The following is a 25,540-nucleotide window of genomic DNA, read 5'->3' as shown; positions in this document are numbered from 1 at the left end:
GTCAGCCGGCCAGCGTCGTGGACCCCATTAACATCATACCAAGGAGTCTTTTTATTTCTCAAACCTCGTATTTCTTCATAATAGGAATGCTGCCCATTAGCGTAACGGTTCTGTCATAGGACTCGTATCCCGAGAACTTTTCCATACCATCCTTGGTTCTTCCCTGTGAAGTATATCAGAGAAACTGCTAAAAAGACTTTCACACACTGAGAAGGTATTTCAACTGCGGGTAACATTGCAAGTTCTTGTCCTAATTCGGTTAACGATTGAATAGCTCGATGATCGCGCCTATGGTTGAGCTAGTATTGGAGCTAGCCAACTATTATCAGAATTTTCAGTGACCATATCTGTCAGTGAATGCGTGTTATCATGGGAACAGACTGAAAGGAGGCGAATCATTCGTGGAATTCGACTGGAAAAAATGGTTCATGGCCGCCAATTATGCAGGCAGCCTGTTATTTGTTTCGCTAATATTACCCGGTTACCACAACACTATTTATATTTCTTGATTATTGTATTAACTAATTCTTTTATCGGCTCTTTAAAGCGTAGAAAAATAAACAAAAACCCAAAATATATTATGATATCAGTTACATCACTAACAACTTCTGATATTCCTGACTCCTCCGCTTTGTGTATCTCTTTAAAAACATAACTTCCCAGTAGAACTAGGACAAACAAAGTAACTGCAATGATATTTAAACGATCTCTAGTTTTCTTTGATATAACAGTGGCTTCAATAAGCTTCGCAATTCCAATGAACAAACTAAGGGAAATTAAAAAGATAGTTGCTTGCAACGGCACCGATCTCATTCCTCTACCTAATATTTTCCTAAGCAATTTTGCGTTAGCGCGATGTCTCCTCCTAAAATCCCAAATCCTCGCCGTCGTGGAAAGCCGTACCAATTTGTTCAACATGGCCGTTCCTACCGTTATACCAAAGTTGCCAACATTCGTCTTCATAAATTGCAAAGGGCTTGTAGCACGCCTCCCCATCCCACTCCCCAGCCCCAGGCGATAGAATCGGATTGGCCGGAAGCCGCTCCCAATTGCTGATGCCGTCACGCGAACGGGCGATTCCGATGCGAGCCGTATTCACATCTTCGAAACCAATATAGAACATGACATACCATGTGCCATGTTTGACAACCTGGCACGCAGTGACTTTCTGCTGCTCCCAGCGGCTTGTAGGGTCCGCGCGGAATACCGGATTGGCCTTATGCTTGTTCCAGCTTACGCCGTCCTTACTGGTCGCGTATCCGATTGCGTCAGGTTCATACTGCTCGCCGCCCGAATACCACATCCGGAATTGCTCTTCCTCCTCAACCCAGATGACATGCGAACACATGACGGCGCTCTTCTCCCACGGCTCGTCGAAGGAGAGCACCGGCTTGTCTAAGCGGGACCAATGGTACCCATCTTCGCTCTTCGCATAGCCGATCCATGAATGTCCATGCTCTTGGCCAGGCCTGATCTGACCCGTGTACCACATCAAATAATGACCGTCCTTCTTCAATACGACAGGTCGATTGATTTCTTCTTCCCAGCCGCTCTCCTCTCGAGGCTCGATCAAAATAACGGGCTCGCTCCAATTTATACCATCCTGACTCTCAGACATGGCGACCGATTGTTTAGGGCGCCATGAGAAGTACATGCGGTACAAACCTCCATCCTTCAGCACCGCAAGATCGAAACAAGTGCCGAGCTGTCCGCCTAGTACCGGATTGCCTTCGAATTTGACCCAGATTGCTTTTTCATCCCCATAACTCATTGTTTCATCCTCCCTTTCATTCCAAACTTACTCTTTATTTTATGCGCACATACAGGATCGGGAAAAATAATCTAATTATGGATATTCCCTAGTGGTGGTACTTTTCCTCCATCTATAAGAAATCCTGCCATGAACAAGGGGGCTCTCTGTCACAGTAAGATACGTCAAAGTAACCGTTGATCCAGCCAGCAGCGCATAGACGTTTATCGATGAAATCCAGGTGAAACTGTAGATTTCCATACAAAGTAAGAACGCCCTGCTGACTTAGCAAGGCGTTCTTCAAATTCGAGATCTCATTCGTTCGACGTTTCTTTCAGCTCGATGACAAACTGCAGGCTGTTGCTTTATTGTAGTATTGGTACCCGTTAGCTCAATCCCACTTAACGTACTCGTTGCTCAATCGTAGTCGTTTGCCGAGTACGATCTCCTAATTAAAAGCTTTAAGTGGGTAGTTTTGTAATATCTTATCCACTTCCTCGTATCCAGGCGGGAAGGAAAAGTTGTAACGTGCAGGAAGTACAAAAACATATTTTTCGTTTTGACCAAGCAGGCTCGGTCCAATCGGGGCAGCGCCAATGAATAACTTTTCCTGTTGAATCGAAGTCCACTGAGCCTTTGTAAGCACCATAATGGGAATATCCTGCCTTGGTGTCTGCTGGGTCCAACGAGGATCTCGAATTGAAATGATTGGACCTGTCTCAGTTTTATCGTTTGCGGAATTTTCGTCAGGGACATATCCTTGCCAATTTGTTTTATGAATAGTATAGTCTCTCCAGCTATCGGGTAAAGAAAATTGAAAACCGTATTGTTTATTCGTATACACAATGGAGTTTGAATCAGCAGAAGAAGATGACGCCGTTTGGTTCTGAGAAGGTAACGGCATTGGCAATGGAGTTTGTTCAGGGGTTTGAATTGGCGTGTTTGTAGGTTGACTTGTTGTTGGACTCACCGCGGCTTGAATCGGTTGAGACTGAAAATTATCTTCATTCTTATTGGTGCAACCACTTAATGAAATAATGGCGATAAGAAATAGAACAGGCAACTTAGTCAAAAACCGACACCATCCTTTTTGCAACATGATTTCTAAAATTATAGACGATCATGCACATCATAAACTTCAACCAATCTAAGGTTATTTTTATGATGAAAAACTTACACGACGACGAAGATTCCGCATTACTGCCCGTTAGCGGAATAGGCTGCCGAAGATGATGACCGGCAGCCTGTTTTTTATACTATCGTGTCCTTTAGAGTAACGAAAAGTGGAGCAGCTGCCGCCGGCAAACTGCAAGGTGCATCTAACGCCCCTCGTTAATTCCAATTTATTACAGAACCTGTGCAATCTCCCACACGTGCCCATCTGGATCGGCAAAACAAGCAGTTCTGCGCCCCCAAGGACGTGTTATCGGTCCATTCAATAACTGAACTCCTCGCATTTCCAGCTCTTCGCATACCCGGTCAACGTCCGGCACTTGAATTGTGAACTGAAACCGCGCCCCCTCACTGCCGCGCCCAACCTGCGCGGGCTCAATCAATTCCCTGGCTTGCGATTGTTTTAACAGATTGATGCATGTATTGCCATAATCGAACACCGCGCAGACTTCATCTTCATAGAAGATCGCAAGATTGAACGTCTCTTGGTAGAATGCCTTCGACCTATGCAATTCCTTTACAAACAATGTGATTTCGGTAATTTTATTCGCCCAGTTTTCTGTCGCCATACGCATTCGACCCCCTTTTGTATTTTTTCACAAAACGATTCGGATTCTATCCATTCCATAGAGTATTCGAGGAACGATATTGCTATCCTGCCTGTTCCTTGTTGCGCTATCGTTCTCCGTCTTTCCGGATTTTTTTTCATGATTTTGAGAACCTCTAAGATGTGATCATAGGAAGTTTGAAAAAGCTCTAACGCTTGCTCTTTTGTCATTTGCGGCTCTTGTTCGAAATTGTTACTTTTCACATCTTCATACGGCGCGCCTAGGTAAGCGATTTCAAACCAACTCTATCGCCCCTCCATTTTTTACCACAATAATACCAAACATACGTTTGCTTCGCAAGTAAAAAAAGAAGACGCTTTCACGCCTTCTTTTTTCGTGTATTTTCTCGCCTTGTAGCTTTTGAAGCTCTATTTGCTGCTAGAAATTTCTACATGGTTCTGTAAAACCTTGCCTTTATTAATATTTAGTCAACAGGCCCTTCATTTGCCAGCAGCCTCGTTGAAGTTTATTGAGCTATAGTTCTCCGTTAGCTTTAAGGCTGAATTTCTAGATCCATTTTCCTATTCAATGCTAGCGAGATCACGAAAAGTATATAACCAATCAGGCTACCTGTCATATTCAGAATCACATCATCAATATCCGTTGCTCCTAAATTGGTTACATACTGAATCATTTCAATCGCTACAATGATTGCTAGAGAGGTTCCCATCGTTTTTAAAAACGACTTTTTTCTAATAACGAACGGAACCAAAAAACCCATTGGGACAAATAAGATGATATTCGCAATTAAAGCGACTGTCGCAGGATGGTCGATTCCAAACCGAGACATTGAATCTATTGATGAACTGATCGTCCTAAAAGGTATCAGTTGTAAATTCCAGAAGCCTTGAGCTTTTTGTTCTTTCACGTTTTCGATTCTGTTAATAACGGTTTGTGTGTCGCCAAAATATTTAATGATTACAAAGTTAACTACGCCAATGAGATAAACAGTAAAAATATACTTTACTTTAATGATTTTAAAGATTGAAGACATGTCGAACTCCTTTCTAAACGGCTGAGGTGTAACACATATTCTACTATGGTATACTCTTTCCAACGGTTGGAAGTTGCGTTATTCTGCCCGTTCGTGGTTACGCCAGTGAAAGTGTATTTCTAATTGAACTGATATCTGCCGCCGATCAATTGAACTAGAATGAAATCAATTCCGTATAAAGTGAGGCCTGCCATACATGACGAATATCTATCCTTTTATACAAAAAGTAATCCGTTCTATTGAAGCTCACAAAGCTGACCCGCCAGGAGGCTATCGTCAAAAGTTCTCAAGTCCTCCCGCAGCAGATATGTACGGAACGGCAGATGCGATCATTCTGCTATATACGCTGGACCAACTTCCTCAAATAGGCTGCCACGAGCATAGAGTTCTAGTGAATTCTCTGCAAAGCTTTCAACAGTCGGAAAGCGGGCTTTTCCCGGGGATAGGACATCATCCCGTTCACGGGACGGCTTATGCCCTCTCGGCTTTGGAGTTGTTGGACAGCAAGCCGCTTTATCCTCTGACGGCTCTGCATCCTACGAAAAGCCTTACAGGTCTTGAAGCTTGGATGGAAGACCTCGATTGGGTGCATCAACCGTGGGGAGAATCACATAAAGGTTCTGGCATTTACGCGGCGATGGTTCTCGCCGGTGAGGTTGATTATGAGTGGGAGCAGTGGTATTTTGACTGGCTTCATCAAGAGACGGACCCTGAAACCGGCTTTTGGCGAAAAGGAGCTATACAAGGAGGAGCACCTCTCTTTCATCATTTAGCCAGCTCTTTCCACTATTTATTCAATCTGAACTACCGCAATCGACCTATGCGTTACCCGAACCAATGGATCGATACATGTCTTGCTTTACACGCAGCAGACCAGATTCCACTTGTCTCTGGCGAATTATCCTTTGTAGAGCTGGATGTCCTGTATACATTACTGACAGCTGCTGCGCAAACCCGGTATAGGGAAACCGATCTGCGTTCCATGATTCATACGATCGGCACTCATCTGTTGTTCAACATTGAGGTGCTTTCCTCCGGGCCGGAAGATGAATTGTTCGAGGATTTGCATTCACTATGCGGGACAGTATGTGCGCTAGCCCTCGTGCAATCGGCAATGCCTGAGCAGATTAATTCGGAACGTGTACTGCTAAAAATTTTAGACCGGCGTCCGTTTATTTAGATTCTGGCAAGGGTGAAATCCTGCGAATAAGCGAGCATTCGTGAGAAAACTAAATCGTAAGTCATTGGATGCCCGTGATCCCAAATCATTTGCGTATACGCCGCCGTATGCTGCTGACAATTCGGTTGATCCGTTAGCCCCCTCGAAGGGCGAGTTAGTTTAGCTTCGTATTCGTGCCACCTGTTATTTGCTTTATAAACCAAAGATAGTACGCACGAGATATATAAAATGTAACTAGCAACGTAATCCAGGTCAAGCACCAAGTCCAATGGATATATCGTATAAGGTTGGTGTATTTCTCTAAAGTTACTTCCAATACCGTCATCCAACTTGGAAAGAACAGATACCAAAGTAGCTTATGGCTCCACCGTTTAGGGAATTTTAGATTAAAAACAACGCAAATTGCTGGGTATATATAATACTCAAACGAAAAACTGCTCCGAACTGCATAGGGAAATTCCCGTACAGGTTATTCAAGTAATTTATACTCAACGACAATGATGCCTAGCATCCAAGTTAATACCTGCTTAAACATAAATATAACCATGGCTTCACGTATTCTATTTCTCGGCGTAGCTATAACCATAAGTACTGTGCTCACTACCCATATGGATATAAGGATTATACGATCTATTGTCATTTTAACTTCCTCATTCATGTAAGTTGTTAAAATCCATTATTCCCCACCTTTGCAGAACTTAGAAATTAAACATCAAGTTTTCTATTCATCGCCCGCCGTAATGCATACATGCATCACGGCGGGCGATTTGCATTGCCGCTTACAAAATAAAATAATCCATAATGAGCAAAGCAGTCCCTAACCCGAGATTCGTCCATCCCAGTACCTTGGACAGCTTACGCTCCTTCTCCATCTTCTTGAATCGATATTCCTTAATATCAAATTGCAGAATCAAATAGCCGGTAAGGAGAAACAGTGGGATAGAGTAGCTGATGAAACTGACAGCGACATAGCTTCCACTGATCAAGCGGACCACCCCTTATGTTGATTTCATACCAACCCGTCTGACATTGATGTTGACGAAAAGATCGAAGGAGGCTTCCTTGTACATCTCTTGCCAGCGTTCCTTCGTGCGGACCTGCGAATTCCAAAACCCCGGCTTCTTCGCACGAACATATTCGCCAAAGCCGAAAATATCAGAGCCATCCTCCTGTGTCTGCTCGATCAATCGCTTATAGATCTTGATCGCCTTCTCCTTCTCGTCTTGTTCGATCTGCTTTAAGATCCTTCCATGCCGAATAGTGACTGCATCGCTTAATTTCTCTTCCACGTTAATCTCGAGGGCAATAAAAATCGTAAATCTAGGGCGTCCGCTCACGATGCTCACGCTTATTTTTTTGTCCCGGTGCGTGGTCGATGTCATTACATTCTTCATCGGTCCGCCAAGATCGACAAAGATGCGATAGCCTGCGGGATTCATACCTTTAACCCCCATAAAGGCCCCGATTTCGGTCGCGGTTGTCGTTCCTACCATTTTATTACCTTTAAAGTAAGCTAATCCGGTAATTTGAACGTTCTGTTCCTTTCGGATAGCCACATAAGGCAGGTAACCCTCCTCCCCCAGCTTCACCGAGTTGCTCCAGAAATTGCCGATATAGTCGGTCGGGAATTTCCCCATTCTAATCCCTTCATCCAATGTCGCTATTAAATATAACGTCGGCACTCGTTCCAGCTTAGGTGCTGCCTTCATTAATGCCTTCGCGCTGCCTTTCGTAATCATCAGCCACGCCATACGCCTTACTTCCGAATTGCGGTGGAAGAAATCATTGACGTTCTCCAGTCCTCTTCTTGCCACGTGCTCTGATACGACAATGACGCGCAAATGGCCGAAGAACAGCTTGCTTGAAAGCTGCTGTTGCAAGTTCATAATTGCATCATCGACGGAATGCCCCACGGAATCCAGAACCCAGAGTGTATCCTGCGTGCCGGCACCGCTGCTGCCGCTGCTATCTCCCGGGCCAAGCGGGATCCGGCCGGGGAGTGCGATTTGGACCGTTACCCGGACCATATCTGTCTTAGGCGCTGTCTCGATGACCTGCGATTCTTGCTCCTCCTTTGATACTTGACCGACCTCATCAATCGATATCCCTAACACGACGGCACGTTCCTCAATTTCAAGTCGATCCCAGCAGCCGCTCAGCATGGGCACAATCAGCGCCATGACAAGCGAGAGCTTAACCGGTCTTATCCACAGGCTCTGCTTCAACGCTATCGCCTCTCTTTCCGCGAATGAGTGAGATGATGAACAGAATTGCCGGATATCCGATTGTAATGAATAAGCCGATCCGCCCGACATCCTCAATGATCCCGTACATTTGCAAAATATTTTGAGGAAGCACCGCCATGATGAAAATGAACGGAAGCAAGAAGAAGGAGAACATGTTGTGGTCTTTTAGACGAAACAGTTTGCTGATGAATCGCATGGTCAAATAATAACTGGAGAACAACGTTGTAAACACCGCGGTTACCCAAACCGCCAGAAACGCCGCATCCATACGTTCAAGGATGTTGGCCGGCAGTGAAGTCGCTTTGGCTAACTCAAGCGTTGGCCACAACAAATTCTTAATTTCTTCGGAGCCAAAGACGCCTACGGCAGCAACAACGATGATGACATACAAGCCACCCGCGATAAGCATCGCTACGAGGCTTGCCTTCATCGATTTGCTAGGCTTTTGCATGGCGGGGATAATGATCGTCATCACGAATGAGCCTTGAAACAAGGAAGCGACAGTCAGAATCCCGTGAGGCATATGGGCTTGGCTATTCCCCCAAATCGGCTGAAGATTAATTACATCCGCATTCTTCAAAGAAAGCGCAACTATGAGCAAGGCCGGGCCGAGGAGAAATGGGAAATAGAATAAATGAATATAGGAGAAGGTCACCAAATTGTTTCGCGTAGAAACCGCAGCAAGCAGCAGCATGACAATGACGGTAACCTCCAGCGGCGTATTCTTAAGGACAGAGGTGACGACAACCTCGCCGAATTCACGTGCAGCAAGCGATGTCAGAATAGAGAAGAAACCAATGATCGCCAAACTGCCGATAATCGCCAGCCATCTGCCGATAATATCTTCGCTGTACTCAACAATGGACTTTTGGGGAAACCGCATCCCCAGCATGCTAATCAATGCCAGTCCGATAAAACCCACAAGCGCCCCCAGAAAAGTAACGAGCGGCGCTCCTGAATCGCCCGCACGGACGGCAAACAAGGGCAGCGGAAGCACGCCAACTCCGATGATGGTGCTGACCAGAATAGCAGCCGACTGAATCGTTGTAATGGGACGGGTGTTCTCCATGCCTTACTGCTCCTCCTTAGAAGGATCGATTTCACTTGGATCAAGCACATTCTTAGGCTGCTCCTCGGCTGAACTGCCGGTGGAGACCCGTTTCTTGTCCTGCGTATGCAAGGAGGCGGGCCGATCCGTCATCCATTTCAACGGACTTCGGATGACCAGATCCCTCATCCCCTTGAAGTTGCCTGGAATAAGCGGACTCAAGTAAGGAACCCCAAATGACTTTAAGGACAGTAGGTGATTGGCAATGAGGATGAGTCCAATCACGACGCCGTACAGACCGAATATACCCGCCATGATAATGAGTGGGAAACGCAGCAGCCGCAGTGCAAGTGCGGCATTATAGGCAGGCGTTGCGAATGAACCAATCGTGGTCAGCGCAATAATGACGACCGTGATCGGGCTTGCGAAGCCGGCCGCGACCGCAGCCTGACCGACAACAAGTACACCGACGATCGACAGCGCGCCGCCAACCTGCTGCGGCAACCGGATCGTCGCTTCCCTCAATACTTCCATCGAGATCTCGATGATCAGTACCTCAACTACGGCCGGGAAAGGAACGCCGGCTCTGCCGCCGGCCACCGCCACCGCAAATTCCGTCGGAATCAGCTCTGGATTGAATGAAATGATGGAGACGTAGATTGCAGGGAAAACGAGCGAGAAAACGAGCGCCACTAATCTCGCCAGCCGAATGGCGCTCATGAGCAGAAACCGTTCCGTGTAGTCCTCGATCGTCTGATAGAACTGGCTGAACACAGTAGGCACGATGAGCGCAAGCGGCGATCCATTCACGAGGATCGCTACCCTGCCCTCCAGCAAATTCGCGACGACCTTGTCCGGACGCTCTGTGTACTGCACCTGCGGAAACGGGGTTACGTGGTTATCCTCGATAAATTGCTCCAGGTAACCAGAATCCAGTACAGCATCGATATCGATCATAGAAAGTCGTCGTTTCACTTCGGTCACAAGCTCGGCGTTTGTAACCCCATCTAGATAACATACCGACACCTTTGAGCGGCTTCTGCGGCCGAGCTCCAGGGAATGAATGCGAAGCTCCGGTGTTTGGAGGCGGTAGCGGATCAGTGCGATATTTTTCTCCAGCATTTCGATAAAGCCTTCACGGGGCCCACGAATGACCTGCTCAGTAGCCGGCTGATCGACCGCTCGTTTCTCGATGCTGCTTGTGCTGATCGAGAACGCTTCTTCCAATCCTTCAATGACCATTGCGGTGTCACCTCGCAGGATGCACGAGATAAGCCCGGATAGCTTGGATTCCGATTCGATGCCGCTATGATAAAGGACGTCATCGGTCACAAGATCGCGTAATCCTTGCAGCTCAATGCTTCTGCCTTCCAAGTAGATAGGCAAATGCATAAGCGGCTTTAGGATATGATTGTTAATCGTCGCGAGGTCTGACATCGTGCTATAGAAGAACAATACCGCATCATAGCGTCCAAATAGATGGAAGCGGCGCACGATAAAATCGCCGTCATCCTTCATGATGCCCTGTATGGCTTCGACTGTGTCTTCCAGACTGCCCTTTAAGCCGATATCTAATGAAGCGTCTAATATTGGGTCAGTCGCTTTTGTAATGAATCTTGATTTACTTTTGCCAGGTGCGTTCTTCATCGATTTCCGCTGCCTACTCTCGCTAATCCATTGGATAATAGTAGTAATTTACCCTAATGTGAGCAATCTATTATAATACCGGGCAAAAAAAAGCGGCGGTACAGGTTCTCATGACCTGCACCGCCGCTTTTTGGTTCACTCATCCTAATCATCTGAATGGGGAGACGGCTCGTCCCCCCCGCTGGAACGGCTCCAGAAAGGCAACGAGGCGAGGAGTATCCCTGCACAGAAGCCGGTGATTGGGGCTACGACTGTTTTGTAAAGCGCGACTCCTATTTGTGCGATGATAACCGCAATACCGATCATCGACAGACTGTGCTGTAAAATTTTATAAACGGGCAGCTCCAAAATGACGATAGATTGCAGCATTGAGATCTGCTGAACCATATAACCTTCCTCATGTGTGAAGGCGTCGACCGCTATATGTGAGAGGAAGCCGACGGAGACAGACACGAAGTAGACAATCCAGTCATGAAGCGTCCTTAGACTCCATGTACATAATAGGTTGTACGCCCTCCGATTCAAACCATAGATGGATGGCAAATGTAGGACGAGTGATTCCTTAACAAAAGTATGAAAAAGGTAGGCGAACAGGATACATAGCGGTATCACCTAACGAACAAACCCGAGAATGAATGACCGATCGTTTGATGGGGCTCCAAAGTGAGGAAATATTCAAAATCAGGCGCCATGCTCCCCAGCACAAGGCCGGTTGCGCTAAGGTAACGTGGATTGATAAATTTTAAGGGTAGAGCGTAGGCCGGGTGCGCAAAGGTAAAGGGCATCGGTTAGTGCTTACCTCCTTTTTTCCATTAGACGAAATTCGTTGATGGTTAGCGTAATTTCCCATATTGAGTTCTCATTTTCCGTTTATTGAGTGACTCAAACGACTTTCCTTATAATTCGAATTATTTTGTATTGGTTCAAACTCTCCGCTTTTTGCCATCTTTCAACGTGCTCTGGCTGAGGATAGTCTATGGAGTAACCAATTTCAACAATATTATTGGCGTCTAAATCTCCAATGCGAATCTTGAAATTGTCTTTAGTCAAATCAATGGGATCTACATCCAATGCTATCCGTTGAAACTCTTTATTAGGATCAATTCGATATTCTAAATATACAGGTGCAGTGAAGTAGGCTGGATTATTCTCGTAATGACTTGTGATTATCCTTATTTCATCGTTAATTCCATCCTTGTTTAAATCTATTGAAAATTCATGGAGTACAGTCAAATTATCGAGTTCAACATATTCAACGATAGGTGGTATATCATATTTAACATTGGGTTTGACTGTTAGGGTCTTACTCTTATTGATCCACTCTATATTGTTTCCGTAATAAAGAGCAACGGCTTTAATCGGAACAAAAATTTCTGGGTCCCACATGACTTCTTTAGAATTGAGGAGAAAAGGCAAACAATATTGAAGACCTACTGAATCTATTTGTTTGTTGAATAGATATCCTTGTAACTCTATTCAATAAGTCACTGATCACAGATTCAGCCAATTACTTGCCTTCTATCTAAAGGATTTATGGGAGTGAACCGTGAATAAATGTAGGTGTGAACAAAACATGTTCTATAAAGGAGTTATAGTGGATCATGAACAAATACATTCGAGCGGTGAAAGCCTTAGATGTTGCGGTCATCAAAGAGCTGCTTCAAAAAGAGCCAAAGTGGCTGCAATGGTCGGAGGAAGATGGCAAGAATGCACTCCATTTCGTGTGCGGACTGGATATCTCAGATGATCTGCGGAAGGTGGATGCGAGTCTTCAAATTGTAAAGCTGCTCTTATTAAGCGGCATGGACTTAAACGGCGTTCAACGAATTCCGGATGACAGGTGCGGGTTCTTCTACGCTTCCCCACTCTGGTACGCGTATACACGAGGAAGAAACGAGAAGCTTTACACCTATCTGCTGAACGAAGGTGCAAACCCAAATGACTGTATGTTTGCGATCGCATGGTATAACGATGTTAAAGCGGCCAATCGCTTTAAAGAACACGGAGCAGAAATTGAGGATGCAGCATTTCGCGCAGCGTTCAATTGGAAAAAATTCGAGATATCAGAATGGTTCTTAAAGAACGGTACAAATGTTGACCATGCCGATTCTGATGGCAATACCGCCCTTCATCAAGCGATAGAACGAAAATATAAAATGGACCAAATTGAAATGCTGCTGCAGTTCGGGGCAGATTGCAATCTAGCCAACAAACACGGAATTTCACCGAAAGCATTGGCGGAGCTTAACAAGAGGACAAAAGCACTACGTCTATTTGAAGCGCAGTAATCAGAGGTTTTAAATGAATCCTGTCATTGGTTTGGATGTATCAAAAGGGGAAAGTCATGCGCAAGCTTTTGCCACCAGCTCCTTTACGAATATGTAATGAAAGCCGAATTTTTGGACATTAAAATGCAGTGTATTATGTAAAAGTGTGCAGCTGTTTATGTCACCCGACAAAAACTATATCTTTCATTCATTGAGATTGCACAAGCCCTTCAGTTATTTTTTGGCAATTGTCTGCTAATGGCGAGTTGGTCTCCTTGAGTACGTTTAGCGAAATCGCTAAAGTATGTATGGTATAGCATTTTAAATTCTTCGTTCGCTAATGCAAATAAATATATGACGATTTCCCTTAACTCAGGTACAGTCATCCCATCTTTTTCATAGGTCTGTAACGGATTGATGAGAGCAGTCTCGGTTAAGTCTATCTCCTCTTTCATAAACTGAATTACTGTATTTACTTCTTCAAGACTTATAATTTCTTTAGGTGTTATGTCAAATTCGATATTGTCAGACTCATAGAAATAGCCGAATATAGAAATACCTTTATATACGATATTAATGGACATTGAAAAGTCATTTTTAAGGTTTAATATCTCTTTAATACTTAGTCTCTCGAGTACTTCTTCTCCATCTCTTAAAATAAATATTTCAAAGTAAGGGTGTGATTTAAAATAGTCCAATAACAAATGCCAATCAAAATAATGGGTTTGTAGTATATAAATATCTCGAAGGCTTCCATCTTTATAGAAATAATTTTTTAATATTTCATCTCTCATTTTTCACCCATTCATTCCATCATAATGTCATATTTCCGATCTTCGAAAAAAAATCATCTTGGAGTATTCGCGAAAATGTTTGACTATCCTGCTGCCCGTTAACGTAATAAAGCCGCCGATCGTGCCGGCAGCTTCGTCATAGGTGTGTGTTGAGCTAACGTGCCCGGTAGCGTAATAAAGTTAGTTTAATAAGCAATCGATTACGGAATCATTGGAGCATTCAGAATATGAAATAACCACCAAAATAAAAGTAAGGTGGTACAACAAGTTATTATTATCAAAACAACAATAACTTTACTTTTTAACTGATTCTTCATTTATTACCTCCGCAAAGCATCACTTTAGTAGAGTATTATCGAGACCTTCGCATTCTGGCGTGCATGTATTAGCTTTGGTTGATAATCTTCCGTAACTTGGATACCTTCTGTAGGGAGCGAGACCTGTACATCGTACGTGCCAGGAATTGCAGGCTCCAGACCAGATTTACCATAATACTTCGGAACGAATATGAAGGTTTGTTCAACGGTTTGTTCAGGCGCTAATTGCTTAACCGAATCTCATACTTTAATTCTCCAATTGTTTCCTCATACAGAAGCGGATTGAGGCTGTCGATATTTTCAGGTTTTCCCACGATGAACTCGATCTCAGCTTTTAAGCTAAGGCGCTCGTTATCTTGGCTCCCCTCCGAGTCGTATATCGGTTCGAAATCAGCCGATCCAAACACATGGTACTCCCCCAAAGGCAGCGAGCCCTTTTTGGATGCTTCCGCCACGTTTTTCATGAAATCAACGTAATCCTTTGGATCTTGTGATCCGTAACCTCCTGCACCCTTAAAAGGCTCCTTAAGAGGCACACCTTTTTTTAGATGGGTAACAATACGAGGCTGATTCATCATATAGAGGAGATCATATCCTCTTATTGTTTCTTTCATTGGGAAAGAGAACGGCGAAGCGGAATGGGCGATCTCGATTTCTGGCTCATCCCCGACGTACTCCAACTCCGCGTAGACCTCTACTCGCTCGCCTTCTGCATATACCGGCTTTTCGGACACGATGCGATAGACAAAATCCCCTTCAGCGAATTCCGCTTTTGAACCAAACGGCGGCTCTTTTGCTATGTTTTGCTCGTCAGGCTTTGAATCTTCTAAGCATCCTGCCAACAAGATAGCAATGGTGGAGATAATGATAAACAATTTACCCAACCTTGTTCACTCCGTTTTGCTTATTTTGAAATATAGAACTTGCGATCTTTAAATAATGTTTCTCATTTTATAGACTTATGTATTTCGAGTCCCGATAGCCATACAGCAGCGTAAGCAGTACGCAAACTATCCTTTTTCAAAACAATCCCCCCTGCAAATGTTATGACGGTGACTGGGTGGATTTAGTTGCGTTAATCTTCCCGTTAAAATACTGAAGCCACCGATTGTACAGGCAGCTTCGTCATAAGTATGTATTGAACTAACATTCTCCGTTAGCGTAATGATCTAAGGAGGTACCAACAATCTATACTTAAGCATCCGGGTATCCAAATAAATCGGTTAGTTGTCGGACACATCTAAATATTGTTTCTTCATGATTGTTTTCGTTGTTACATCGTAAATGAGAATTCCTTCTTCTGTGTCATTAAGCTGATCAACTATATTGCCTTGATTATTCCATACTGCTGTTTGCCCAACACTCTCAAAATTGTCACAAGGCCCAATACAATTCGCCATCAAAACCGACATTGAATATGTTTTTGCCAAGTGCGGGTAATGACTCGTTGCTTTGCTGATTCCGTTTTGAGACTTAGCTACGCTCGCAAGATAAACGTCTGCCCCCAGCTCATTTGCTTGTTCTGCATGTTCTATTTGCAGAGATTCATAGCAAATGGCAGGAGCAATCTTTATATCATCAAGAGTTAACAAAACCTGTTCACGGCCACCAACAAAGTATGGGAATTCATCGACATGTAATTTTTGCTTCGAATACGTTTGCCTGGATCGATTCGGTTGAAAGATTATCATGCTGATAAGAATTCCTGAGATGGATTTCATCGGTACACCAACCCCGATGGTAATAAGATGTTTATCGCTAATGTGCTGGAAATCATCAAATCTGCGATCATATTTGTCTGTCGCTAAGTCCTTTGCAAGTTCTGGTTCATAGCCCGTCACAGATAGCTCTGGGAAAAAGATTGCATTTGCTTGGCCAGATACTGCAAGAGAGATAAGTGCTTTGTGTTTTTCGATATTCTGCAAGATGTTACCCTTTTGGGGCCTCATTTGAGCTATAGCTATTTTCATCTGAAATTACCTCCATTGATGATGTGCTCGGAAATATGAACCGTTTCAAATATCCAACGTTATAATACCAAATAATTCGCCAAGTGACGAAACTATCTGAATAGCTTGAGGTATAGCGACACGTGCTACAACTTCTGTGTCAAAGTCACCAATTAATCCGATCTTCAACGATTCTGCCCGTTCGTATAGCTCAATGAAGGCAGCCAAACGTTTTTTGGTCGAATTTCACAACGGTACCAGCTCCATTACGAACATGTAACGAAAGCCGAATTTTGGGACATTAAAATGTGATCCATAAAAAATAAAAAACCGCGTAGAACGCGGCTTTTGATGCAGCTTTGTATTGAAGTTCTTGTCGTCCGACATTAATAGTTAAACTACCTGCTTCAAAAACGAATAGCCCACAATCCGTGATGGAAATTGGGGGCCGCTTCGTTTTCGTTGACATTAAGCTGTGATTTCCACCGATTCAGGCTCATTCTTCCCAGGCTCTTGTTGATCCTGTTTCTTTGTCATATTGCGCTGCGCATTTATCAGGTTATAATAAATGCCTTTCTTCGCGAGCAGCTCCGAGTGACTGCCAACTTCAGCAACTTCACCCTTCTCTAGCACAATCAGGCGGTCGGCATGCCGTAGTGTGGACAAGCGATGCGCGATTGCAATTGTCGTCCGGTTCTTCGTCACTCGCTGCAGCGCTTCTTGAATCGCTGTTTCCGTATCGATATCGAGCGAAGCCGTTGCTTCATCCAGAATTAGAATACGCGGATTATTCAGTACCGCCCTCGCGATCGCGAGTCGCTGCCGCTCGCCACCGGATAAGTTATTGCCGTTCTCATCGAGCATGGTGTCATACCCGTCCGGAAAATTCACGATAAATGGATGTGCATTCGCGACCCGCGCTGCCTGGATGATTTCCTCATAGGTCGCATCGGGTTTCGCGTAGCGGATATTCTCCATGATGGTACCCGTGAATAGGAATGTCTCCTGCAGCACGACGCCAATTTGGGATCGGAGTTCTTCCTGCTTGATCGTCCGAATATCGACGCCATCAATGAGAACTTCACCATCCGTTACATCATAGAATCGAGAAATGAGATTAATGAGTGTCGATTTGCCGGAGCCCGAATGACCGACTAGCCCGATCATCTCCCCTTGCTTAACCTCGAAGCTCACTTCCTTAAGTACTGGTTCGTAGGTCTTATAGCCGAAGATGACATTGCGGAACGACAGATGACCCTGAATCTCGTGCTTTCCGCTGCTTTCTGAATCCATGACCTCCGGCTGCTCGTCGATCACCGAGAATACGCGATCAATGGAAATTACGGCATTGGCTACCCACCTTGGGAGGAACATTAGCCAAGCAATTGGTCCGAAAATCATAGATGCATACGAGCTGAATTGAATGAGTTCGCCGATATTCATCTGCTTGTCGAGAATCATGCCGCATCCGATCAACAGCACAAAATATTGCCCCAGCTCAATGAGATAATTCGTAATTGGAGACAGGATGCTGAACAGCTTCTCGCTGTTCACTGTTGCAGCTGCAAACTCGCTATTGTACGCGCGGAATTTTTTGATTTCTCGGTCTTCTTTGCCGAACGCCTTCACGACTCGAATACCGCTCAGCACATCATGCAAGAACGAATTTGCTTTATCGAATACGCGCCACTGCTTGTGGAAGAGCTTCCATAGCACCGTTTTCCAAATATAGCGATGGAGGTAGGCCACAATAGGAGCCGGAATAAGAACAACGATGGCGAGACGCCAATCCGCATGAAAAAGCAGATAGCTGGCGCAAACGAGCATAATGAGCTGGAATAGGGCTGTCGTACATAATTCTTGGATCAACTGCCGGATTCGGTCCGTATCGGAGGTGACCCGGTTCATAATATCCCCGGCTCGCTGCGATGTCAGAAATCCGAGCGACAGCTGCTGCGTTTTGTCGAACACCATCTTCCGCAAATCTGCCGCGATCCCTGAGCTCACGCCGGCCATAATGCGATTCTTCGAAATGTTCAACAGCTCTCCGAAGACCAACACAGCCAGCATCCCCGCAATACCCAGGTAGAACATCGCTTTATCAGCACTTAGACCATCTGCGGGCTGCAGGGCGGAGTTGACCAGCAGCTTCTGAAAATACGGACCTGCGAGCGTAATCCCCGAGGTAACAAATAATACGAGGAGACCTAGTGCAAGCTTCTTCCAGTGTGAGCGAGAAACAGCGAACAGCCGTTTGAGCGCTGCTGATTTGTTCATGCATCTCGGGCATACGCGCGTGCCTCGAATAAGTGGGCCCCCGCATGTTGCGCAGACCGCTTCCTCTTCGTTGTTGAAGATTCGAATCTGCTTCTTCGCCGACATGTCGTTCAGAATTTTAGCGATGAAGCCGTACCGGGCTGCATGCTGCATCGTGACGCGGACAATAATTCGTTTGGTCCCGCCAACCTCGGCTTCTAGCACCGCATTGCCGATGAGCGGAAGAATTTTATATTTGGTTGCATCTGCTATTTCTTGTTGTTCGAGGACGCGTCCATGCTCGATATACGCCCATTTCTCTTCCCCGATGACCAGAAACCCGGACATCCTGCGTCCAGTCAGCGATAAGTCGGCAGGCACGCAATAAAGAACGGTCTGCCCGACTGCTTGCCTTGCAGCGACGAGATCCTGCTCCGCAAGCTCGAAATTGAGATTCATTTCAGCCTTCTCCCCTTTTAGCAAGCGCTAACCTGGCTTACATGCACATTTCAACCATCCGGTATTCTTTGTCGCTTAAGCTGCTGAGGTCAGGGATGACGAATCGATTGCCGTCGACATCCGTGATCAGCAATCGGGTCGCGGTGATCAGCTTCGTGTTGCCTCCCCCGCCGCGCACCGTGAACCGGCATATGCCTGCCGTCGTCTCCGCCTCCCAGTACGCATAGCCGAATTCTTCTTTAACTCGGACCACCTTCGTAATCTCAGGGGCAAAATAACGGATACGCACCTGCTCTTCCAGAAGCTTCGCCATTTCCTCCGGAAATTCATCCAGCGAGCGGATCATGCCAATCTCCTTATTCTCAATTGTCCGAACCGACAGATAGATGCTTCTGTTCGTATGCGGGAAGGAGCAATGCACATATACGCCTGCATGCTCCTCGTCATCCACTTTGACGACGAGCATTTGACCTTCGGTTCTTGTGAATACCGCGTTATCATGCGTTAAGTATTTGATATTCGCCGCATCTGACAGATCGGAGGTTGCCTTTGCCTTCACTGCTTCTTTGTCCACTTCATTCGCAGAAACCGCCGTTTGATTCGTCATGCCGAAATCACCTCATTCATTTTGAGCGCCTCGTCATGTTTCTTCACGAGGCTGAAGTATGCACCTTCGTGGTTCATGAGCTCCTCATGCGTCCCGTTCTCCACCACTTTACCGTTATCCATGACGATGAGATAATCCGCATTACGGAGCGTCGATAATCGGTGTGCAATGGCAATCGTCGTTCTGCCTTTGATCAGGGAATCAAGCGCCGCTTGGATATGCAGCTCCGTCTCGGTATCCAGCGAAGCCGTCGCTTCATCCAAGATGAGGATACGCGGATTATGTAATACTGCACGCGCGATGGAGAGCCGCTGCTTCTCACCTCCGGAGAGATTATGCCCGCCGGTGCCGACAATCGTATCGTAGCCATCTGGAAGCTTCTCGATAAAATCATGCGCATGCGCGATACGCGCCGCATAGATAATATCATCAACGCTGCATTCCGGATTCGCATAAGCGATGTTCTCTGCAATGCTGCCCGAGAACACATAGACATCTTGTGAAACGATCCCAATGTTATTCCGAAGCGATGCAAAGGATAAATCCTTGATATTGATTCCGTCGATTCGGATTTCGCCTTCGGAAACATCGTACAAGCGCGAAATCAGATTGACCAGCGTCGATTTCCCCGCTCCGGAGTGACCGACAACGCCGATCATTTGCCCGCGCTGCGCACGCATCGACACTTGTTTGAGAATGGCTTTATTCGGCTCGTACCCGAACACGATGCCCGATACTTCAATGTCGCCATTGATGCGATCCAGGTGAACCGCATTCGGCTTCTCTGTAACATCCGGTACCGAATCCTGAATTTCAAAGATACGCTGCGCAGCCGCCATACAGTACGACCACCAGCCTACTATATTGTTCATGAACTGAATCGGTCCATAGAGCATATGCATGTAGCTGACGAAGGTCAGCACCTTGCCGAACGAGATGCTCCCGCCCATGACCATCCAACCGCCGAACGACCAGATCAGAACGCCACCGGTTTGCGTCAAAATATTCAGTACCGGAAACATGGTGCCGCCAAACTTATTGAACGTTTGATCCGCATTAGAGTAAGCCATATTGGACGTATGGAAACGATCGATTTCCTTCTGTTCTTTCCCGAACGCCTTGACGACCCGCGTGCCTCGGATGGTGTCGCTGATAATCGCATTCATCCGACTGATCGTCCGATGCCTTCTCCAGGACAACCGCCACAGTCTCGGAAAAGATTGTCGAATCAGAACGACTACAATCGGCAGCGGAATAAAGCAGAGCAGCGTCAGTTTCCAGTCGAGCACCAGCAGAATCGTTGTAATTCCTATTATATTCATGGCATTAACAATAAAGTAGGACATCCCGTCGACGAAGAAATATTGCAGCTCTGTCGCGTCGTTGTTTACCCGGGTCATGAGCTGGCCTGTCTGTTTGCGCTGGAAGAAACTGAGGGACAGCCGCTGCATGGCGGAGAATACGCTCGTTTTCAGATCGAACGCAATATTCGCCGACATCTTCGCATTGATGACGCCGTACAGCACGCCGAACAAGAGCGACAAGGTTCGAAATCCGATGATGAGCGTCACGATCCAACCGATTTGATGAGCGAATGTCCCTTTCCCGCCCAACCCTTGATCAATAAGCACGGAGCCTTGCAGATAAGGAATGACAAGACCGGTTCCTGAATTCAACAACATGAAGAGGATGATTAAGCTAATCGATCTCTTGTACTGCCCTGCAAAAGAAAGCAGCCGGGTGAAAATCGCATGCTTCTTCATGCATTTCGGACAAATCTGCCTGCCTTCATCCGGATAAACCATCCCGCATTTCGGACAAGTCCCTTGTTCGCGATCCTCATTCAAGCGCAGCTCATCGAGCGATTCATGGTTCTTCAGCTTCGTTAAGGCGGATGCAAACTTCGAGGCTCTCCCCATCTCGCCATTCGTGAATGCGGCAATAGCGCGTTGTTCCTCGCCTTTAATAACGACCATTCCGGATGCAACCAAATTCACAATGAAAACGGATTCAATTTTGTCGATGTCAATCGCCTCTATCGACCAGCTTTCCGCAGTTCTAGACTTCGAACGAGAGAAGTTTGAACCAGCTTGCCCCCCAAACCCTTTGTAATTTTTCTCTTGCGCGGGCTCTTCTAAGCTTGTTGCAATGAAGAGCTGCTTACCAGTCAAGACGAGATACGTATCCAGAAACTCACCTTCGGTCGTACGATCGCAAAGCATGCTATATACGACCTCATCTTCTGCTGTATCGTGCTGCCTCAAAACATGCTTTAAATCCTCTGGTAGCATTGTGATCAGCTCTTTCGAAAATAGAATGGTAACGATCCCATTAACTGGGATACTGAACGGGCATAGATCATCTTAATAGTCTCTGATTGTTTTGTCAATTATTTGTCACAAATTAAAAAGCCCCAGATCCCGATCCCGCTCCAGGGCTTGCGGTTAATACATGTATCTTGAGTAGTTTCTCTAGTTCGTAATTCCGACAATCCTATCACTTGCAATGAAAATGGAGCAGTTGCGGATTGCAAACTGCCCCATCCGGGGTGAAAAATATTTGCCGTTACCCGAGTGTCCTTAAGCTTTTCACTTAGAGCGACTGATAGCAATACCCTTGAAACGGTAGCCTCGCCGATTATTTTAAACCCGGAGTATTTAGTGCCTCGCTCCAGTGTGGGCGATGGGTATGATGAAAATTTTGTAATCAATTATTTGGCGCATTGAGTTGAGTGCGTCTGGCGATTTTGTACTTATCAATAATTTCGTATTGCGAATAGCGGCCTGTGAGATAATCTTGAACCTCCGTGGAATTGTGTTCATTCTTTTGGGACACCAAAAAAACTCCCCTTCAAGTAGCGGTTTATTTATTAAACCTGTCTACTTAAAGGGGAGCATATCATTGCCGGCGGCCTGCTGTTGTTGTGCTATCGTTTTCCGTTAGTTGAATCCTTCTATCAGCTTCTTGGTAATCAGTTTTCAACAACCTCTTGCGGGACGATGGCGATTCCACTTCAACGGTTCTACTTCCCCATCGTAACGTGCCAATAACGGTGCCATCATTTCTTTTGCAGCCTGAGGCCAATCCTCAGGAACTTTAGTCGACATCCCAGCAATAAATCCCTGAACAGGTTCAGTTAAAGCTTGCATATCTGGATGGAACCATAACGTAATTACTGTTCTGCGTTCATTCGATTCATTGGAATGTGAGGCATGCAAAATTCTGGAATCTCCGATGACCAAATCACCTGCTTTTACTTCCACATTTATTTCATCAGGTCGCAGGGAGAATGCTGGCAGCTCCATATTGGTTGCTTCAGCCAATTGTCTCGAATGAGCTTCTTCCAGCTCAGCATGCAGCGGATTGTCTTTAAGATGTGAGCCAGGGATGACACGCAAACAACCGTTTTCTGGTGTTGTATCAACCAGATAATACATAAGAAATAATTGCTGGGGCACATCGCCGAACCCGTTTGGATCATCCCAACATGCATAGTCATAATGCCAGAATAATCGGGGACTTTGTGACGGTTTGCTGATCACATATCCGCTTGTGAATCTGGGGTCGGCATACCCGAGAGACGCCAATCCTTCTAAAGCTTTCGGCCAAGCAATTAATTCTGCAAAAACAGGATCCACACTAATGCTTATCATACTGCCCGTGGAACGCTGTCGTTTAATTTCCTCCGCCGATTGTTGAGCAAGCAATCCTTCTGTTACTTGCCGAAGTTTATGAAGGATTGACGGATCGAGAACATCGGGGATAATACAATACCCTTGTGTGAGTAATTGTTCACGTATTTCCTTCAAAATAACTGTTGTCATGATTCCTCTTCCTTCCCTGGATTGTCTTTCACCTGCTAAATATCCAAGATCCTAATTGTGTTTACACAACAATAGTAAGCTGTCTATAGGAGTAATATTCGTTATTTATTGGAAGTATCCTGCCCGTTAATTCAATGAAAAATAGGAGCTGCTGCTCCTTCTCCAATTGAACTATAGTGTCCTGTTATACCCGCAGTCAAGTTTCCTAAGTGCATAAGCATCATCGAATTAAAGTACTCCTTGAGTATTATCTACAAATCTTCAATACCTTCAGTAATCATATCCTGCGGTAAATGGCCCACATAGTTAACCATTTGAAGGCTTACCGCTCCATCATCCTCAACATCGACCCGCGCAATTGAAGCATGCGAGAAGGCGAAGCGGTTATGATCACACGGCTCGCATCCCATGAGTACGTTGAGAAAGACGGAACCAAATGCAGCGTGACAAACAACGGCGATGCGGGCATCATCCCCTTCGTATGTCTTTCGTAGAGCCTCTATCGACAGTCTAGCCCGTTCATAGGTTTTCTCCCGTGTGTCTGCTTCCAATCTTCCCTGCCATACGTCCGGCCAATCAAACATCTGGCTTGCCTGGGCCCCTTGATATACGTCTCCCAGTTTCGACAGCCTTGGATAATTCTCACCTTGAGCCTCTCTTATTGCAGCTGCATTATCTACGTGGGCCGTGTAGGTCCCTTCCAGCTCCAATTGACGCATCGCTGGCCAGCCTCTACGATCTGTTTCACACAGGATTGGCCACACGTGCCAAGGAACCTCAGGTTGCTTTTTGTAAATCGCTTCCGCCGTTTGCATCGCCCGCTGTAAAGAACTGGAGTAGATCGCATCCAAGCGACCCCAGTTTGCAAATTGCTCCCCCGCAAATGCCGCCTGAGCTAGTCCACGTTGACCAAGCGGAGAGTTCGGATGGCCGGGATAATTCGGTTCTTGATCCGCAGGCTGGGCATGTCTGACTATATATATTCGCATCGACATTCGTATTCATAGACCTCCTATTTGATAAGAGCGTAATCTACTTAGGAGACAAGGTCATCTAACAGTCTGGTAAGCGGTTGTCTTTTCGATCCACTCCGCATGATTCCGTTCATGCTTTAATCCGCTTCGCTGAAGGAACTACTCTGACATGGATGCTGCAGCCTTTTGCAACACATGAATCACCTTATCGCACCAAATATCGAATTCATTATCTTCCTTCTGATGTTCAGAATGGGCTAGTATGTAATCCACAGTACGCTTAATCCCTTGGTCAAAGCGTATTGTTGCTGCAAAGCCGGGAACTAGTCTTTTCAGCTTAGAATTATCAAAGACAACGGAGTTAGCCTTATCTCCAATCAACCCACCTCGATAATCCTGTTTGCTGCAGGCCGCCAGAAACTCAGATGAAACATGGACCGCTTGAAGCTTTACGCCAAGAGCATCGGCTATTGCCCCGTAGACTTGATTCCAAGTAACCGTTTCATCGGAGGTAATGTGAACGGATTCCCCAATTGCATGAATATTACCCATTAAACCGATAAAGCCTTTTGCAAAATCGCTATTGTGAGTCATCGTCCAAAGGGAAGTTCCGTCACCATGGATAATAACAGGTTTGTTTTCCAGCATGCGTTTGGCTACCTGCCAGCTTCCATTTCCCCCATGCACGCCAAGTGGTATGGACCGTTCATCATAGGTGTGACTTGGTCTAACGATAGTAATAGGGAACCCTTCATCACGGTATTTCTTCATCAAAAATTCTTCGCAAGCGATCTTGTTTCTGGAATATTCCCAATAGGGATTAGAAAGTGGAGTGCTTTCTGTAATGCGATAATCTGATAGAGGTTTTTGGTAAGCAGAAGCGGAACTAATAAAAATAAACTGCTTCGTTTTACCGTGGAACAAACGGAAGTCTCTCTCCAATTGCTCGGGATGAAACGCGATAAAATCCGCCACGACATCAAAGTTCAAGTTACTGATAAGCTGCGATACTGTATCTTCGTCGTTGATATCCGCTTGAAGGATATTTACGTTAGCCGGAAGGCTCTCGGTTCGATTGCCTCGATTCAGGAGATACAGTTCACATCCTTCATCCGATAACTGCTTTGTGATTGCCGAACTAATCGTTCCCGTACCTCCAATAAATAACGCTTTCATATCACACCTCCGCAAAGTATGGAAAGTATAGCTCATGATCTTAGCGTGCATATTTAGACATTACTACTATTCTCTTTGGGATTCATTACTCCTTTATAGGGAATAAAACTTGCCGTTAGTTCGTTCTACGTTTTGTTCTTGTTCTCTTCAAACAACAAAAAAAAGCTGCCGGATTATGATATGCTCCCCTTTAAGTAGACAGGTTTAATAAATAAACCGCTACTTGAAGGGGAGTTTTTTTGGTGTCCAAAAAGAATGAACACAACTCTAC

The 25,540-nt window shown here is 45.5% G+C and carries 23 protein-coding genes and 1 pseudogene; 2 read left to right on the top strand and 22 right to left on the bottom strand.

Going from position 1 to position 25,540, the window contains the following annotated elements:
- Positions 1–492: 492 nt before the first annotated feature.
- The 5 genes from BMY11_RS27790 to BMY11_RS27770 form a co-directional block, all read right to left on the bottom strand.
- The gene (locus BMY11_RS27790) at positions 493–804 is read right to left on the bottom strand and encodes a hypothetical protein (RefSeq protein WP_143069362.1); all 312 of its coding nucleotides are present in this window, start codon (positions 802–804) and stop codon (positions 493–495) included.
- Between the two features lie 61 nt (positions 805–865).
- Positions 866–1,771 (bottom strand): glycoside hydrolase family protein, encoded by a 906-nt coding sequence (locus BMY11_RS27785; RefSeq protein WP_090583623.1) that lies wholly within the window; start codon positions 1,769–1,771, stop codon positions 866–868.
- A 427-nt stretch (positions 1,772–2,198) separates the two neighbouring features.
- Positions 2,199–2,822 carry a hypothetical protein gene (locus BMY11_RS27780; RefSeq protein WP_090583621.1) on the bottom strand — a complete coding sequence of 208 codons (624 nt, stop codon included), beginning with the start codon at positions 2,820–2,822 and terminating at the stop codon, positions 2,199–2,201.
- A 274-nt stretch (positions 2,823–3,096) separates the two neighbouring features.
- On the bottom strand, positions 3,097–3,492 hold the full coding sequence (locus BMY11_RS27775) for a VOC family protein (protein WP_090583619.1): 396 nt from the start codon (positions 3,490–3,492) through the stop codon (positions 3,097–3,099).
- Between the two features lie 532 nt (positions 3,493–4,024).
- Entirely contained in the window at positions 4,025–4,525 is a 501-nt protein-coding gene (locus BMY11_RS27770) for a VanZ family protein (RefSeq protein ID WP_090583616.1), read from the bottom strand.
- A 196-nt stretch (positions 4,526–4,721) separates the two neighbouring features.
- On the opposite strand from BMY11_RS27770, the gene BMY11_RS27765 reads away from it, so the two are divergent.
- Positions 4,722–5,705, top strand: coding sequence for a hypothetical protein (locus BMY11_RS27765; protein WP_090583614.1), 984 nt, complete (start codon positions 4,722–4,724; stop codon positions 5,703–5,705).
- 154 nt (positions 5,706–5,859) lie between these two features.
- Here BMY11_RS27765 and BMY11_RS29610 read toward each other — a convergent pair.
- From BMY11_RS29610 to BMY11_RS27730, 8 genes and pseudogenes are all read right to left on the bottom strand, one after another.
- Positions 5,860–6,162: pseudogene (locus BMY11_RS29610) on the bottom strand (CBO0543 family protein); the annotation flags it as partial.
- A gap of 322 nt (positions 6,163–6,484) precedes the next feature.
- Positions 6,485–6,691 carry a CLC_0170 family protein gene (locus BMY11_RS27755; RefSeq protein WP_090583605.1) on the bottom strand — a complete coding sequence of 69 codons (207 nt, stop codon included), beginning with the start codon at positions 6,689–6,691 and terminating at the stop codon, positions 6,485–6,487.
- A gap of 12 nt (positions 6,692–6,703) precedes the next feature.
- Positions 6,704–7,930 (bottom strand): Ger(x)C family spore germination protein, encoded by a 1,227-nt coding sequence (locus tag BMY11_RS27750; protein ID WP_256217812.1) that lies wholly within the window; start codon positions 7,928–7,930, stop codon positions 6,704–6,706.
- On the bottom strand, positions 7,899–9,020 hold the full coding sequence (locus BMY11_RS27745; protein WP_090583604.1) for a GerAB/ArcD/ProY family transporter: 1,122 nt from the start codon (positions 9,018–9,020) through the stop codon (positions 7,899–7,901). Before BMY11_RS27745 ends, BMY11_RS27750 begins: the two co-directional genes overlap by 32 nt.
- Before the next feature lie 3 nt (positions 9,021–9,023).
- Positions 9,024–10,646: a spore germination protein gene (locus tag BMY11_RS27740; RefSeq protein ID WP_090583601.1), complete on the bottom strand. Its 1,623-nt coding sequence runs from the start codon at positions 10,644–10,646 to the stop codon at positions 9,024–9,026.
- 144 nt (positions 10,647–10,790) lie between these two features.
- A complete protein-coding gene (locus BMY11_RS27735; RefSeq protein ID WP_256217811.1) occupies positions 10,791–11,258 on the bottom strand; it encodes a DUF4184 family protein in 468 nt (155 codons plus the stop codon).
- On the bottom strand, positions 11,255–11,431 hold the full coding sequence (locus BMY11_RS29565) for a DUF4184 family protein (protein WP_256217810.1): 177 nt from the start codon (positions 11,429–11,431) through the stop codon (positions 11,255–11,257). The genes BMY11_RS27735 and BMY11_RS29565 overlap by 4 nt, the downstream gene beginning before the upstream one ends.
- A gap of 97 nt (positions 11,432–11,528) precedes the next feature.
- Positions 11,529–12,032: a hypothetical protein gene (locus BMY11_RS27730; RefSeq protein WP_090583600.1), complete on the bottom strand. Its 504-nt coding sequence runs from the start codon at positions 12,030–12,032 to the stop codon at positions 11,529–11,531.
- A gap of 215 nt (positions 12,033–12,247) precedes the next feature.
- Here BMY11_RS27730 and BMY11_RS27725 point away from each other — a divergent pair, with 215 nt between their 5' ends.
- On the top strand, positions 12,248–12,934 hold the full coding sequence (locus tag BMY11_RS27725; protein WP_090583599.1) for an ankyrin repeat domain-containing protein: 687 nt from the start codon (positions 12,248–12,250) through the stop codon (positions 12,932–12,934).
- Between the two features lie 209 nt (positions 12,935–13,143).
- Here the strand turns inward: BMY11_RS27725 and BMY11_RS27720 are convergent, their stop codons facing one another.
- The 9 genes from BMY11_RS27720 to BMY11_RS27680 form a co-directional block, all read right to left on the bottom strand.
- The gene (locus BMY11_RS27720) at positions 13,144–13,707 is read right to left on the bottom strand and encodes a PH domain-containing protein (RefSeq protein WP_090583597.1); all 564 of its coding nucleotides are present in this window, start codon (positions 13,705–13,707) and stop codon (positions 13,144–13,146) included.
- Positions 13,708–14,245: 538 nt separating this feature from the next.
- The gene (locus BMY11_RS27715) at positions 14,246–14,908 is read right to left on the bottom strand and encodes a hypothetical protein (RefSeq protein ID WP_177182857.1); all 663 of its coding nucleotides are present in this window, start codon (positions 14,906–14,908) and stop codon (positions 14,246–14,248) included.
- A 339-nt stretch (positions 14,909–15,247) separates the two neighbouring features.
- Positions 15,248–15,994, bottom strand: a complete 747-nt coding sequence (locus BMY11_RS27710) for a carbon-nitrogen hydrolase family protein (protein WP_090583596.1) — start codon at positions 15,992–15,994, stop codon at positions 15,248–15,250.
- 447 nt (positions 15,995–16,441) lie between these two features.
- Positions 16,442–18,688, bottom strand: a complete 2,247-nt coding sequence (locus tag BMY11_RS27705; protein ID WP_090583595.1) for an ABC transporter ATP-binding protein — start codon at positions 18,686–18,688, stop codon at positions 16,442–16,444.
- A gap of 37 nt (positions 18,689–18,725) precedes the next feature.
- Positions 18,726–19,295 (bottom strand): DUF1854 domain-containing protein, encoded by a 570-nt coding sequence (locus BMY11_RS27700; protein WP_090583584.1) that lies wholly within the window; start codon positions 19,293–19,295, stop codon positions 18,726–18,728.
- The gene (locus tag BMY11_RS27695; RefSeq protein WP_256217809.1) at positions 19,292–21,517 is read right to left on the bottom strand and encodes an ABC transporter ATP-binding protein; all 2,226 of its coding nucleotides are present in this window, start codon (positions 21,515–21,517) and stop codon (positions 19,292–19,294) included. Before BMY11_RS27695 ends, BMY11_RS27700 begins: the two co-directional genes overlap by 4 nt.
- A gap of 756 nt (positions 21,518–22,273) precedes the next feature.
- A complete protein-coding gene (locus tag BMY11_RS27690; RefSeq protein ID WP_090583582.1) occupies positions 22,274–23,119 on the bottom strand; it encodes a phytanoyl-CoA dioxygenase family protein in 846 nt (281 codons plus the stop codon).
- 251 nt (positions 23,120–23,370) lie between these two features.
- Positions 23,371–24,114 carry a histidine phosphatase family protein gene (locus BMY11_RS27685; protein WP_090583581.1) on the bottom strand — a complete coding sequence of 248 codons (744 nt, stop codon included), beginning with the start codon at positions 24,112–24,114 and terminating at the stop codon, positions 23,371–23,373.
- Between the two features lie 138 nt (positions 24,115–24,252).
- Complete coding sequence (locus BMY11_RS27680) at positions 24,253–25,269, bottom strand: SDR family oxidoreductase (protein WP_090583576.1); 1,017 nt, start codon at positions 25,267–25,269, stop codon at positions 24,253–24,255.
- Between the last annotated feature and the right edge of the window lie 271 nt (positions 25,270–25,540).

Source organism: Paenibacillus sp. OV219, from assembly GCF_900110075.1.
Lineage (GTDB): Bacteria > Bacillota > Bacilli > Paenibacillales > Paenibacillaceae > Paenibacillus_Z.
The sequence above is the reverse complement of the archived record's forward strand: the minus strand, read 5'-3'. Positions and strand labels throughout refer to the sequence as shown.

What these genes read in the sequence shown, in the direction of transcription:
- BMY11_RS27785 (WP_090583623.1), bottom strand. Translation starts at nt 1,771, where the DNA reads ATGAGTTATGGGGATGAAAAAGCAATCTGGGTCAAATTCGAAGGCAAT.
- BMY11_RS27775 (WP_090583619.1), bottom strand. Translation starts at nt 3,492, where the DNA reads ATGGCGACAGAAAACTGGGCGAATAAAATTACCGAAATCACATTGTTT.
- BMY11_RS27770 (WP_090583616.1), bottom strand. Translation starts at nt 4,525, where the DNA reads ATGTCTTCAATCTTTAAAATCATTAAAGTAAAGTATATTTTTACTGTT.
- BMY11_RS27765 (WP_090583614.1), top strand. Translation starts at nt 4,722, where the DNA reads ATGACGAATATCTATCCTTTTATACAAAAAGTAATCCGTTCTATTGAA.
- BMY11_RS27745 (WP_090583604.1), bottom strand. Translation starts at nt 9,020, where the DNA reads ATGGAGAACACCCGTCCCATTACAACGATTCAGTCGGCTGCTATTCTG.
- BMY11_RS27740 (WP_090583601.1), bottom strand. Translation starts at nt 10,646, where the DNA reads ATGAAGAACGCACCTGGCAAAAGTAAATCAAGATTCATTACAAAAGCG.
- BMY11_RS29565 (WP_256217810.1), bottom strand. Translation starts at nt 11,431, where the DNA reads ATGCCCTTTACCTTTGCGCACCCGGCCTACGCTCTACCCTTAAAATTT.
- BMY11_RS27730 (WP_090583600.1), bottom strand. Translation starts at nt 12,032, where the DNA reads ATGTGGGACCCAGAAATTTTTGTTCCGATTAAAGCCGTTGCTCTTTAT.
- BMY11_RS27725 (WP_090583599.1), top strand. Translation starts at nt 12,248, where the DNA reads ATGAACAAATACATTCGAGCGGTGAAAGCCTTAGATGTTGCGGTCATC.
- BMY11_RS27720 (WP_090583597.1), bottom strand. Translation starts at nt 13,707, where the DNA reads ATGAGAGATGAAATATTAAAAAATTATTTCTATAAAGATGGAAGCCTT.
- BMY11_RS27710 (WP_090583596.1), bottom strand. Translation starts at nt 15,994, where the DNA reads ATGAAAATAGCTATAGCTCAAATGAGGCCCCAAAAGGGTAACATCTTG.
- BMY11_RS27705 (WP_090583595.1), bottom strand. Translation starts at nt 18,688, where the DNA reads ATGAATCTCAATTTCGAGCTTGCGGAGCAGGATCTCGTCGCTGCAAGG.
- BMY11_RS27700 (WP_090583584.1), bottom strand. Translation starts at nt 19,295, where the DNA reads ATGACGAATCAAACGGCGGTTTCTGCGAATGAAGTGGACAAAGAAGCA.
- BMY11_RS27695 (WP_256217809.1), bottom strand. Translation starts at nt 21,517, where the DNA reads ATGCTTTGCGATCGTACGACCGAAGGTGAGTTTCTGGATACGTATCTC.
- BMY11_RS27690 (WP_090583582.1), bottom strand. Translation starts at nt 23,119, where the DNA reads ATGACAACAGTTATTTTGAAGGAAATACGTGAACAATTACTCACACAA.
- BMY11_RS27685 (WP_090583581.1), bottom strand. Translation starts at nt 24,114, where the DNA reads ATGTCGATGCGAATATATATAGTCAGACATGCCCAGCCTGCGGATCAA.
- BMY11_RS27680 (WP_090583576.1), bottom strand. Translation starts at nt 25,269, where the DNA reads ATGAAAGCGTTATTTATTGGAGGTACGGGAACGATTAGTTCGGCAATC.